The organism is Microbacterium sp. B19, from assembly GCF_000333395.1.
Classification (GTDB): Bacteria; Actinomycetota; Actinomycetes; order Actinomycetales; family Microbacteriaceae; genus Microbacterium.
Genome location: NZ_BADA01000545.1, coordinates 36093 through 48184, shown reverse-complemented (window position 1 = coordinate 48184; position 12092 = coordinate 36093). Strand labels below are relative to the sequence as shown.

Annotated in this window: 12 protein-coding genes; 6 read left to right on the top strand and 6 right to left on the bottom strand. The window is 71.2% G+C overall.

Annotation, left to right across the window (positions count from 1 at the left end; genetic code table 11):
* Nucleotides 1-13 precede the first annotated feature (13 nt).
* Complete coding sequence (locus tag I5G_RS18730) at nucleotides 14-454, bottom strand: MarR family winged helix-turn-helix transcriptional regulator (RefSeq protein ID WP_022880428.1); 441 nt, start codon at nucleotides 452-454, stop codon at nucleotides 14-16.
* 55 nt (nucleotides 455-509) lie between these two features.
* Between I5G_RS18730 and I5G_RS18725 the strand changes: the two genes are divergently transcribed.
* The 3 genes from I5G_RS18725 (at nucleotide 510) to I5G_RS18715 (ending at nucleotide 1963) form a co-directional block, all read left to right on the top strand.
* Complete coding sequence (locus I5G_RS18725; protein WP_022880427.1) at nucleotides 510-878, top strand: VOC family protein; 369 nt, start codon at nucleotides 510-512, stop codon at nucleotides 876-878.
* A 136-nt stretch (nucleotides 879-1014) separates the two neighbouring features.
* A complete protein-coding gene (locus I5G_RS18720; protein WP_022880426.1) occupies nucleotides 1015-1332 on the top strand; it encodes a hypothetical protein in 318 nt (105 codons plus the stop codon).
* Nucleotides 1325-1963 (top strand): hypothetical protein, encoded by a 639-nt coding sequence (locus I5G_RS18715; RefSeq protein ID WP_148286549.1) that lies wholly within the window; start codon nucleotides 1325-1327, stop codon nucleotides 1961-1963. The genes I5G_RS18720 and I5G_RS18715 overlap by 8 nt, the downstream gene beginning before the upstream one ends.
* A 59-nt stretch (nucleotides 1964-2022) precedes the next feature.
* Here the strand turns inward: I5G_RS18715 and I5G_RS18710 are convergent, their stop codons facing one another.
* The gene (locus I5G_RS18710) at nucleotides 2023-2427 is read right to left on the bottom strand and encodes a YccF domain-containing protein (protein WP_022880424.1); all 405 of its coding nucleotides are present in this window, start codon (nucleotides 2425-2427) and stop codon (nucleotides 2023-2025) included.
* A gap of 59 nt (nucleotides 2428-2486) precedes the next feature.
* Between I5G_RS18710 and I5G_RS18705 the strand changes: the two genes are divergently transcribed.
* The gene (locus tag I5G_RS18705) at nucleotides 2487-4922 is read left to right on the top strand and encodes an ATP-dependent helicase (RefSeq protein WP_026096092.1); all 2436 of its coding nucleotides are present in this window, start codon (nucleotides 2487-2489) and stop codon (nucleotides 4920-4922) included.
* Nucleotides 4923-4972: 50 nt separating this feature from the next.
* Nucleotides 4973-6025: an SseB family protein gene (locus I5G_RS18700; protein WP_022880422.1), complete on the top strand. Its 1053-nt coding sequence runs from the start codon at nucleotides 4973-4975 to the stop codon at nucleotides 6023-6025.
* Between the two features lie 636 nt (nucleotides 6026-6661).
* Here the strand turns inward: I5G_RS18700 and I5G_RS18695 are convergent.
* Entirely contained in the window at nucleotides 6662-7288 is a 627-nt protein-coding gene (locus I5G_RS18695) for a DUF1684 domain-containing protein (protein WP_022880421.1), read from the bottom strand.
* Between the two features lie 193 nt (nucleotides 7289-7481).
* Here I5G_RS18695 and ligD point away from each other — a divergent pair, with 193 nt between their 5' ends.
* Nucleotides 7482-8507 (top strand): non-homologous end-joining DNA ligase, encoded by a 1026-nt coding sequence (gene ligD / locus I5G_RS18690; RefSeq protein WP_022880420.1) that lies wholly within the window; start codon nucleotides 7482-7484, stop codon nucleotides 8505-8507.
* Nucleotides 8508-8517: 10 nt separating this feature from the next.
* Here the strand turns inward: ligD and I5G_RS18685 are convergent, their stop codons facing one another.
* The 3 genes from I5G_RS18685 to I5G_RS18675 all read right to left on the bottom strand — a co-directional run bounded on the left by I5G_RS18685 (nucleotide 8518) and on the right by I5G_RS18675 (nucleotide 12076).
* Nucleotides 8518-9561 (bottom strand): ATP-dependent DNA ligase, encoded by a 1044-nt coding sequence (locus I5G_RS18685; protein ID WP_022880419.1) that lies wholly within the window; start codon nucleotides 9559-9561, stop codon nucleotides 8518-8520.
* A gap of 4 nt (nucleotides 9562-9565) precedes the next feature.
* Nucleotides 9566-10744 carry an AI-2E family transporter gene (locus tag I5G_RS18680; RefSeq protein WP_026096091.1) on the bottom strand — a complete coding sequence of 393 codons (1179 nt, stop codon included), beginning with the start codon at nucleotides 10742-10744 and terminating at the stop codon, nucleotides 9566-9568.
* Nucleotides 10745-10834: 90 nt separating this feature from the next.
* Nucleotides 10835-12076 carry an acyl-CoA dehydrogenase family protein gene (locus I5G_RS18675; protein WP_022880417.1) on the bottom strand — a complete coding sequence of 414 codons (1242 nt, stop codon included), beginning with the start codon at nucleotides 12074-12076 and terminating at the stop codon, nucleotides 10835-10837.
* Nucleotides 12077-12092 lie beyond the last annotated feature (16 nt).

The window sequence follows — 12092 nt, the reverse complement described above, 5'->3', positions numbered from 1 at the left end:
TCCGCCTCCCGCGTCATCCTTCGCGAAGTGCCTGCACCATCGATCGCAGTGCGATCCGCGCCGCCGCCTGCTCGGCATCCGTCATCCCGCCGAGCATGCGCCGCTCGACCGATCGCACCGCAGCGCTCGCCGCGGCGAGGTCGCGGCGCCCCTTGTCGGTGAGGCGGGTGGGGAGGACTTTGCCGGACGGGGCCGTCGCGGGTCGCTCGACGACACCGTCGCGCTCGAGCGACTGCAGGAGCACGTTCATGGACTGCCGGGTGACGAACGCACCGCGCGCGAGGTCGGAGTTCGACGAGCCGGGGCGCTGCGCGAGCAGTTCGAGGCACGAGTAGTGCGTGATGGTCATGCCCAGGGGGCGGAGGACGTCTTCCATCGTCGCCCGCAGGGCGCTCGCCGCCTCCTTGAGGAGATAGCCGAGCGAGGTGTCCAGGTCGATCGCCTCTTGCGTCATGTCAGTATTCTGACATATGCTCCATGTCAGATAACTGACACGAAAGAAGGATCCCATGCCCGTCACCGGCCCCGACTTCATCTCCCTGCAGGTGCGCGACCTCCACGCTTCCCGCGCGTTCTACGAGCAGTACCTGGGTCTCGTGCGCTCGCCCGCCGGGCCTCCGCACGCGGTCGTCTTCGACACCGCCCCCATCGCGTTCGCGCTTCGCGACCTCGTCCCCGGCACCGACCTCGACGCGATCGCCCAGCCGGGCATCGGTGTCGCCCTGTGGCTCCACGCGACGGACTCTCAGGCGATCCACGACGCGCTCGCCGCCGACGGACACCGCATCGTCTCGGCCCCCATCGACGGGCCGTTCGGGCGGACCTTCACCTTCGCCGACCCCGACGGCTACCACGTGACCCTTCACGACCGCGCCTGACGGGGGCGGCCGGGTGGGGTGCGCCCCGCCCGGCGGGGCGGGGGCGGCCGGGGTCGCCGGGCTGGGGAAGCGCCCCGGCTGCCGGGCCGGCGCCGGGTGGGCGGGGGAGCCCCGCCCGGCCGGGTAACGTGGGCACATGGCGACGACGGCGGGGCGAGGCATCCTGGCCCTGGGGACCGTCGCCGCGCTCCTCGTCATCGGCGTGCTGCTCGCGCTGCTGGTCGATCCGTTCGCGAGGATGCCGATCGAGGTCGACACCGCGACCGAGTGGGTCGCGCGGGTGCTCCTCGTTCTCGGGGTCGCCTGGGTCGTGATCGGCATGCTGGCGGCGCGGACGCGTCTCGTCGGACGACCCGGTGCCGCCGCCGCGCGGGCGACGTGGATCGCCTCGACCCGGCCCTGGCGTGCGCGCGAATCGACGCTCGGCGTGCTGCCGCTCGACCGGGGTGCATGATCCTCGTGCCGGGGTGCTGCTGCTGGCGACACGCATCCTGCAGGCGCATGGCGACGGGCTCGGCGGCGTCGTGCTCGCGATCGCCGGGTGGCTGGTGTTCGCCCTCGTCGTGCGGCTGCTGCTCGGTGCGCGCTCGCCGTGGCCGATCATCGCCGCGGTCGGCGGGGCCATCGTGCTGCGCTGCATCGTGACGCTCGGCGCGATCTCGCTCTCCGGCCCCGAAGGGATCTGGCCCGCGCTGTGGGGGCTGCCGTTCGTCCGCATCGTCTACGTGACCGTCGCGCTCGCTCTCGTCGCGTGGGTCTTCGTCGTCGCCGGGTGGTCGCTCGAAGCGCAGCTCGGCGTGCGCCGTGCGGTGGGCGTCGCGCTCGCCGGGGTCGGCGCGGTGTTCGCGTTGCCGACCGCTACGGCCGCCGCGATCGGCGCGAGCGAGGCGCTGCGCGGGTGGAACAGTCAGATCGGCGTGCTGCCGTGGCATCTCGCGCGGGTCACGGGCCTCTCCGACGAGCGGTTCCCGACCGGGCTGCTCGTCACCGTCGCCGTGATCGCGACGCTGGCGGCGATCACCGGTCTCATCCTCGCGCTGCCGTTGCGCCCGGGGGAGCACCGGCGCCGGCGACCGACCGCTTGAGCGGTGGCCCGCTTGCGTGGCGGCCCGCCTGAGCCTCCAGGTCCGCCTGAGCGGTGAGGTCAGCCCGCGAGCGTGCGGTCGAAGGGGCCGCCACGTCGGATTCGCACCTCTTTCCCGAGCGGCATGAGCGACACCGGAACGAGCTTGAAGTTCGCGATCCCGAGAGGGATGCCGATGATCGTGATGCACAGTGCGAGGCCGGTGAAGATGTGGCCGAGAGCGAGCCACCACCCGGCGAGCACGACCCACACGACGTTCCCCAGGAACGACCCGACGCCCGCCGTCGGCTTCGCGACGATCTCGCGACCGAACGGCCACAGGGCGTACAGGCCGATGCGGAAGGACGCGATGCCCCACGGGATCGTGAGGATCAGGATGCAGAGCACGATGCCCGCCGCGAGATACCCGAGGAACAGCCAGAACCCCGAGAGGACGAGCCACAGGACGTTGAGGATCAGGCGCATGCGTCCATGATCCCCGAACGGGCGGCGTGTCGGAGGCCCCGCCTAGACTTGATATCGCCATGACCGACGCCTCCACCCCCCTCATCGTCGGCGGCTCCGCCCCGTCGGATGCCCGCCCCGACGCCGACCTGCTCGAAGGGCTGAACGGGCCGCAGCGCGAGGCCGTCACCTACCGGGGGCAGGCGCTGCTCATCGTCGCGGGGGCCGGGTCGGGCAAGACGAGTGTGCTGACGCGGCGCATCGCGTCGCTGCTCCGCACGCGCGAGGCGTACCCCAGCCAGATCCTCGCGATCACCTTCACCAACAAGGCCGCGGGCGAGATGCGCGAGCGCGTGCACAACCTCATCGGGCAGCGCGCCGACGGCATGTGGATCTCGACGTTCCACTCGGCGTGCGTCCGGATCCTGCGGCGCGAGGCGCAGCAGTTCGGGTTCACGAAGGCGTTCACGATCTACGACTCGGGCGACTCGCGCGCGCTCATCAAGCGTCTCGTGAAGGACCACGAGGGCGACGCGTTCGGCCTGACCCCCGCCGGCACGCAGAGTCGTATCTCCAAGCTCAAGAACGAGTTGGCGGATGCCGAGTCCTACGCGCGGCAGGCCAACACCAGCGATCCCGCTGAGCGCGTGTTCATCGAGATCTTCGCGGCGTACCAGCGGGAGCTGCAGCGCGCGAACGCGTTCGACTTCGACGACCTGATCGCGCAGACCGTCTATCTGTTCCGGGCGTTCCCGCAGGTGGCCGACGTGTATCGGAAGCGGTTCCGCCACATCCTGGTCGACGAGTACCAGGACACCAACCACGCGCAGTACGCCCTCATCCACGAGCTGACCCGCCCGCCGGGCAGCGACGCCGAACCGCTCTCGGGTGGCGGCGGCATGATGATCTTCGAGCCCGAGCCCTCCGGCGAGAGCGGGGCGTCGCTCACGGTCGTCGGTGACTCCGACCAATCGATCTACGCCTTCCGTGGCGCCGACATCCGCAACATCAGCGAGTTCGAGCGCGACTACCCCGGTGCCAAGGTCGTGCTGCTCGAGCAGAACTACCGCTCGACGCAGAACATCCTCTCGGCGGCGAACGCCGTCATCTCCAACAACTTCGACCGCAAAGACAAGAAGCTGTGGACCGACGTGGGCGCCGGCGACCCGATCATCGGGTTCACCGGGTACTCGCAGCACGACGAGGCGCAGTTCGTCGCCGACGAGATCGAGGCTCTGCATCGCAAGGGCATCGACTACGCGCAGATGGCGGTGTTCTACCGAACCAACTCGCAGTCCCGAGCGCTGGAAGAGATCTTCATCCGCTCCGCGGTGCCGTACAAGATCATGGGCGGCACGAAGTTCTACGAGCGCGCCGAGATCAAGGACGCGCTGGCCTACCTCGTCGCCGTGGCGAACCCGGCCGACTCGATGGCTCTGCGGCGCATCCTCAACCGCCCGCGGCGCGGGATCGGCGACGTCACCGAGACGGCGATCGCGCGGTACGCCGCCGAGCACGACATCACGTTCCGCGACGCTCTGGCCAACTCCGCACAGCTCGGCGTCGGCCCGAAGCTGCAGAAGGCGATCGACCAGCTCGACGCGGTGCTGAGCGAGGCCACGGCCGTGATGCTCCCGGCATCCGGTGAACTCGCCCCCTCGACCTCCGTGACCGAGGGACTCACGCTGTTGCTCAACAAGAGCGGCTACTTCGACGCGCTCCGCGCCAGCCGCGACCCGCAGGACGAGGCGCGACTCGAGAACCTCGACGAACTCGTCGCCGTGACGCGCGAGTTCGCCCGCAACAACCCCGACGGCACGATCATCGACTTCCTCACCGAGGTGGCCCTGGTGGCGGATGCCGACGACCTCGACGACGCGTCCGGCTCGGTCTCGCTCATGACCCTGCACACCGCGAAGGGTCTCGAGTACGACGCGGTGTTCCTGACCGGCGTGGAGGAAGACCTGCTCCCGCACCGCATCTCGGCCGGGGAGCCGGGTGGCCCGCAGGAAGAGCGGCGTCTGTTCTACGTGGGCATCACGCGCGCGCGGAAGCGCCTGCACGTCTCGCTCGCGATGACCCGGGCGCAGTTCGGCGAGGTCACCGTCGCGATGCCGAGCCGGTTCCTGCAGGAGATCCCGGCCGAGCTCATCGACTGGCGCCAGTCGCCCGGCGACGTGAACGGTCGGGGCGGTACGCAGTCCCGCGCGCTCAACGCCCGCGGGCGCCGGCCCGGACAGACCGGCGGCGGCAGCCGGTACGGCGACGACCTCGTCCCGCTGCCGAAGCGCGCGCCGGCCGACCCGAGCAAGTTCCCCAACCGCATTCCCGCCAAGGTGCGCGACAACGGCGACATGGAACTGGCGGCGGGAGATCGCATCCGCCACGACGACTTCGGCGAAGGACGCGTGGATGCCATCACCGGCGAGGGCGCGAAGCGCGTGGCGCACGTGCGGTTCGAGACGGTCGGCGCGAAGAAGCTGCTCGTCAAGATCGCGCCGATCTCGAAGCTGTGAGGCGACCCGCGACACGCCGGGCGGACACGCCGCACGGATAGGGTCGAACAATGGCACTTTTCTCGCGCCGCAAGAATTCCGATTCCGATGACGTGTCGGCCGACCGCCCCGAGGGTGTGATCGAACCGGGCGAGCAGCCCGTCGACCCCGCCCCGGCGGAGTCCGAGGCTCCGGTGCCCCAGGTCACCATCTCGACGTCGTCCTTCCGCGGCGTCGGCGCCCCGGCCGATGCGGCTCCCGTCACCGACTCCACTCCGCCGGTCGCCGCCCGCCCGTCGGCCCGGCAGCCCGGACCGATGGAGGCGCCCGCACCTCGCGAATCCATCCCCGGGGTCCAGGACAACGTTCTGCTCGCGATGGCCCTCGCCGAGATCACCGGCTCGGCGGAACCGTCGCAGCTCCTCAACGTCGCGCGCCAGCTCCTGCAGGGCCACGTCTTCCTACGCGTGAAGGGCGACGCCCGCGCGCTCGTGGCCGAGGGCAAGGACCTGCCGCTCGCGATCGCGACCCGCGGCGACGAGCAGCTCGTCCTCGCGTACAGCAGCGGCCAGGCGCTCAGCCAGGCCGTGGAAGCGGACGGTGACCGCGACACCTCGGCGATGGGGCAGCCGGTCATGGCGATGATCAACCACGCGCTCAGCGGACCTTTCGCCGGTGTCGTCCTCGACCACTCGTCCGGCGACGCCCGGGCCGTTCTGCCCACGGCGCTGCTGGAGCGGATGGTGTCCGAGGCCGATCCCGAGCTGCGCATCAAGACGGCGCTCAGCGAGCCGCGCACCGAGGCCACGGCATCCACCGTCGCCGCAGCGATCCTTGCCGGTGCGCCCCTGTGGATCGCCGTCGCTCAGCCCGAGGACGGCGGGCCCGTCGGCGTCGCCGAGTCGCGGACGGCGACCGGCGAACGGTTCCTCGAGGTGTTCTCGCACCCGCTCGAGCTGCTCGCGCTCGGCCGCGGCGACCAGGCCGTGCCGCTGCAGAAGGAGCAGCTGGCCAAGGCGATCGCCGGCGACGACGGTCTCACCGGGCTGCTCGTCGACCCGGCCGGTCCGTGGATCCGGCTGACCCGCGACGACCTCGGCGGGCTGCTGGCTCTGGCGGAGTAGTCCGACCCGCTCCGCGCCGCGGGTGGGCTCCGGCGCCGCTGCGGCGGGGCTCCGGCGGGGCGGGGCCGCGCGCGTGCCGCTGTGGATGCGGCCGGGCTGCGGCGGGGCCGCGCGCGTGCCGCTGTGGATGCGGCCGGCCTGGGGCGGGGCCGCGCTGCGGGCGAAACTCCTGAGTTTCTGCCCCCGTGGGGCCGCGGAGACTGGTTTCGCGCGCTCGGCGCCGAATTTCTCAGGAGTTCGGCACGGTCGCGTCGGCCGCAACAGCCGGCGGCCGACGTCTTCGCTGTGGATGCGGCCGGCCTGCGGCGGGGCCGCGCTGCGGGCGAAACTCCTGAGTTTCTGCCCCCGCGGGGCCGCGGGGACTGGTTTCGCGCGCTCCGCGCCGGATTTCTCAGGAGTTCGGCACGGAGGCACGTGCCGCGCTCCGGATATGTCGGCGGAGTGGCGCGGCTGTAGGCCGGCCCTGCGGGACGGACGGCGGGATTCTCCGGAGCCCGGCACACGGAGGCCGGCACACGGAGCCCGGCACACGGAGCCCGGCACACGGAGCCCGGCACACGAAGGCCGGCACGCGCAGCCCGGCACACGGAGCTCGGCACACGGAGCCCGGCACGCGCAGGCCGGCTCGCCGGCGGGCTACACCCCGTACAGCTCGCCGACGGGCACCGTCACGGGCAGCACGTTGCCGACGGGAGCCAGCGGGCACGCCCAGGCCGGGTCGTACGCGCACGACGGGTTGTACGCGAAGTTGAAGTCGATCACGAGGGTGTCGGGTGCGGCGCCGGTGCCGAGGTCGGCGCCCTTGATCGTGTCGAGCAGGTACCGGCCCCCACCATAGGTGCCGCCCGGTCGTCCGGCCGACGCGTCCCGCACGGGGACGAACAGCCCGCCCCCGTACGACGTGAGGCGCCACACGTCAAGCGACCCGGTGTCGGGCAGCTCGACGCGGCCGATGCGCTCGAAGCCGACGTCGCCGTCGGTGCCGGTCGTCGCGACGAAGGAGGCCTCCTCGGCGTCGAGCAGCGTCACCTCGAACCGCCACGCGGCGTCGTACGGGGCGAGCGGCAGGCCCGTGAATCCTTCGCGCTGCTCCGGGAGCAGGGGAGTCGCCGGGTGATCGGCGAAGAGAGCGTCGCGCTCGATGCGCCACAGTTCGTGGGCGTCTTCGGGGTCGTCCTCCTCGCGGATGGCGGCGTAGAGCGCGAAGACGCGGCGCCGCCAGTCGGCGACGTCGAGGGCGGTGCGGGCGGCACGGGAGGTCATGCATCGAGCGTAGGCGGGCGCGGTATGCCATGGGGAGGGCTGGACAGTGCCCTGAACAGCGCGTGAGGTGCCAAGATTTGTCGCCTCGCCGCGCCCGGAGGCGACAAATGTTGGCACCTCACGCAGCAAGGCGAGACCTCAGGGGCGGGGCAACGGGGCAGACACGGCGCGCGCTGACCGTTACCGTCGGGGCATGGCATCCCCGCGCATCACGCTCACCGTTCCCGGGCCCGAGGGCGATCGCGAGATCGGCGTCTCCAACCCCGACCGCGTGCTGTGGCCCGAGGTGGGCATCACGAAGCGCGAGCTCGCGGAGTACCTCATCGCCGTCGCCGAGCCGTTCCTCGCGGCCAACGGCAACCGCCCCGTCTCTCTCGAACGGTTCCCGGACGGTGTGGGCGGCGAGAGCTTCTTCTCGAAGAACCCGCCGAAGGGGTCGCCGTCGTTCGTCGAGGCCGTCACCGTGACGTACAACAGCGGGCGGCGGCATCCCCAGCTCGTCCTCACCGAGATCGGGTCGGCGGTCTGGGCGGCCCAGATGAACACGATCGTGTTCCACCCGTGGGCGTCGCTCGCGAGCAACCCCGACCATCCCGTCGAGCTGCGGATCGACCTCGACCCGCAGCCCGGCACCGGCTTCGCCGAGGCGGTCGTCGCCGCGCACGAATTGCGGAAGGTGCTGCGCGAGGCCGGTCTCGAGGCGTGGGCGAAGACGAGCGGCAACCGTGGTCTGCACGTCTTCTGCCCCATCGAGCCGACGCACGAGTTCCTCGATGTGCGGCACGCGGTGATCGCGGCGGCGCGCGAACTGGAGCGCCGGATGCCGGATGCCGTCACCACCCACTGGTGGAAGGAGGAGCGCGGCGAGCGGATCTTCGTCGACTTCAACCAGGCCAACCGCGACCGGACGATGGCCGGGGCGTATTCGCCGCGAGCGCTCCCGGCCGCGACGGTGTCGACGCCGGTGACGTGGGACGAACTGGATGCCATCGACCCCACGGCCTTCACCGTCCGCTCGGTGCCGGAGAGGTTGGCATCCGTCGGCGATCCGTGGGCGGACTTCGGCGCCGCACCCGGCCGCATCGACACGCTGCTCGAATGGTGGCAGCGCGACCTCGACGCCGGGCTCGGCGAGCTGCCGTTCCCGCCGGAGTTCCCCAAGATGCCGGGGGAGCCGCCGCGCGTGCAACCCTCGCGCGCGAGGATGCCGGCGGAGTAGCGCTCCGGCGTCAGTCCAGGACGTCGCCCAGGTCGTACGCCCCGACGGTCTCGAGCTGTTCGAAGGTGCACGACGTCGCGTCGCGGTCGGGGCGCCAGCGCTCGAACTGCACCGTGTGGCGGAAGCGCATGCCCTCGAGCTGGTCGTAGCGCACCTCGAGCACGCGTTCGGGGCGGAGCCGGACGAACGACACATCCTTGGATGCCGAGAATCTCGAGCGATCGGTCTCGCCGACGACCGCCTCCCCCTCGGCATCCCGCTCCACGAGCGGCGCGAGTTCGTCGATGAGTTCGAGGCGGCGCTTGTCGGTCCACGCGGAGACGCCGCCCACGCCGTGCAGACGGCCGGCCGCGTCGTACAGCCCGACGAGCAGCGACCCGACGCCCTGACCCGACTTGTGGATCCGGTATCCGAGCGCGACGACGTCGGCCGTCCGGGCGTGCTTGATCTTGAACATCGTGCGCTTGTTCGGCGCGTAGGGCTGCGCGAGCGGCTTCGCGACGACGCCGTCGAGCCCGGCGCCCTCGAACTCGGCGAGCCAGCGGCGCGCGAGGTCGGGATCGTCGGTGGTGCGGGTGACGTGCACGGGGTGCGGCACGGATCCGAGGAGGTCGACGAGCTGCGCCCGGCGTTCCGCGAACGGAGCCTCCTGCAGGTCGCGGTCGCCGCGGGCGAGGAGGTCGAACGCGATGAACATCGCCGGGGTCTCCTCCGAGAGCAGCTTCACGCGCGACGCGGCGGGGTGGATGCGCTGCGACAGCGCCTCCCAGTCGAGGCGCTGCGCCCCGGCCTCGCCGCGGGCCACGACCACCTCGCCGTCGATGAGGCACGGTTCGGGCAGGAGCCGTGAGAACGCCTCGACCAGTTCGGGGAAGTAGCGCGTCAGCGGCTTCGCGCCGCGGCTGCCGATCTCGACGTCGGTGCCGTCCCAGGACACGAGCGCGCGGAACCCGTCCCACTTCGGCTCGTACGACAGCCCGCCCTCGACCTTGCCGGGTTCGGGCACGGCGGGTACGGCCTTCGCCAGCATCGGCGCGGGGATGTCGTACGGCATCGGATCAGCCCTCGCTCTCGTCGCCGGCGAGCGGCACGGGGTTCCGGCGCTTCTTCCGCCGCGCCCACTCGGCGGGCTGGTCGGGACCGTTCCAGACCGTGATGATCCCCCAGACGACGGCGGTGAGCGGAACCGCAAGAAGGGTGCCGAGGATGCCGCCGATCGCCGTTCCGCCCGCGAGGACGACAAGCACGACGAAGGAGTGCAGCTTCATCGAGCGGCCCATGAGCACCGGCTGCAGGAAGTTGCCCTCGAGCTGGTTCACGAGCACCACGATGCCCACGACGATGAGCGCGACGACCCAGCCGTTGGTCACGAGCGCGACGAGCGCCGCCAGGATGCCGGCCGTGACGGCCCCCACGATGGGGATGAACGCGAGAAGGAACACGAGCACGGCGAGCGGCAGAGCGAGCGGCACCTGAAGGATCAGCAGACCGATGCCGATGCCGATCGCGTCGACCGCGGCGACGGAGGCCGTTCCGCGCATGTACGAGCCGAGGACCGTCACCGTCTTGTCGCCGATGCGGCGCGCGCGGTCGTAGTCCGAGCCGTGGAAGGGGCGGAGGACGAACTCCCACATGCGCGGGCCGTCCTTGAGGAAGAAGAACAGGATGACGACCAGCAGCACGAAGCCCGTCGCGAAAGAGGCGATCGCATTGACGCCGGCCAGGGCGCTGTTGCCGAAGTCGGAGCTCGTGACGAAGCCCTGGATGCCTTGGACCGCCTGATCGACCTGCTCCTGCGAGATCGCGAACGGCAGCGTGTGGTACCAATCCTGGGCCTGCTGGAAGCCCTGCGTCGCCTGCGAACTGAGCTTGGGCCACTGGTCGATGACGGCGCTGACCACGAGCCACCCGAGGAGGCCGAGGACGACGACGACCGCGAGCAGCGTCAGCAGGGTCGCGAGCACCGCGGGGACGCCCTTGCGGCGCAGCCACATCGTGACGGGTCCGAAGGCCGACGCGAAGATGAGCGCGAGGACCAGCGGGATGATGACCAACGTGAGCTGCCGGATGCCCCAGATCACCCCGGCCACGAGGATCACGACGACGATGATCTGCACCGCGCGCACGGCGAGACGGCCGAACCCGTCGGCCCAGAGGCTGCGGGGTGGCGCCTGCACCGTCTGGGCGACGGTGGTCGCGACGTCACGAGCGGCGGGATGGCGAGAGAACAGGCCCATGGTCAGAAGGTAGCGAACGCCACCGACATGGGTCCGGCGGTTGCGCACGACACCGGCGGTGGTTACGCGCCGGGGGCGTGGCATCCGGGATCAGACGAACGCGCTCATCCCGGTGATGTCGCGGCCGAGCAGGAGCGCCTGCACGCTCTCCGTGCCCTCGTACGTGTGGATCGCCTCGATGTCGGCCATGTGCTGCATGACGCCGTTCTCGAGCAGGATGCCGTTGCCGCCGAGGAGGTCGCGCGCGATCGCCGCGATCCGGCGGGCGGCGCGGGTGTTGTGGTACTTCGCGAGCGAGGCCTGGGTGGGGCGGAGTCCGCCCGAGGTCTCGAGATCGGCGAGACGGCGGCAGAAGAGCTGCATCGCGGTGAGCTCGTCGAGCATCTGCGTGAGGCGTTCCTGCACCATCTGGAACTTCGCGAGGGGCTTGCCGAACTGTATGCGCTCCGTGGCATATGTTCGCGCGGCCTCGTAGCAGGCGGTCGCGTGGCCCAGCGCCGACCACGCGACGCCCGAGCGCGTGGCGAACAGGACGGTCGACGCGTCCTTGAAGGTGTGGGTGCCCGGGAGCACGGCATCCGCGGGAAGACGCACATCGTCGAGCGCGATGTGGGCCTGATGGATGCCACGCAGCGACACCTTGCCCGTGATGACGGTGCCCGTGTATCCCGGGCTGTCCTGCTCGACGAGGAAGCAGCGGACCTGATCGTGGTCGGCGTCGCCCTCGGCATCCACTCGCGCCCAGACGAACGTGATGCCGCCGGAGGCGCCGTTACCGATCCACTTCTTGGTGCCCGACAGTGACCAGCCGTCGTCGGTGCGGGTCGCGGTGGTCTCGAGTGAGACGGAGTCGGAGCCGTGATCCGGCTCGGTGAGTGCGAAGGCGCCGAGCACCGTGCCCTCGGCGAGGGGCTTCAGCCAGCGCGCCTGCTGCTCGGGGGAGCCGAAGAGCGCGAGCGTGCGGAGCGCCAGGCCGCCCTGCACGGCGAGGGCCGTCGCGAGCGAGCCATCGCCCCGCGAAACCTCCATGTTCACCAGGCCCGCCGCGAGGGGAGTGGATGCCGGGAGCTCGGGGTGCTCGATGCCGTCAGTGAACAGCTCGAGCTCGCCCATGCGCCGGAGCAGCTCGACCGGGTAGGTCGCGGCATCCCATTCGCCCTGCATGCGGGTGCCGACCTCGTCGACGAAGGTCTTGGCGCGGTCCCACGCGTCGCGGTCGGCGTCGGGGATGTCGGCGAACACCGCGTAGTAGTCGGTGTCGCGGCGGCCGAGGAGGTCGTACGAGGCGATGCGCTCGCCGGGGAGCGCGCGGGTCTGGGCGTCGGTGCTCATGTACTCAGTATCGCTC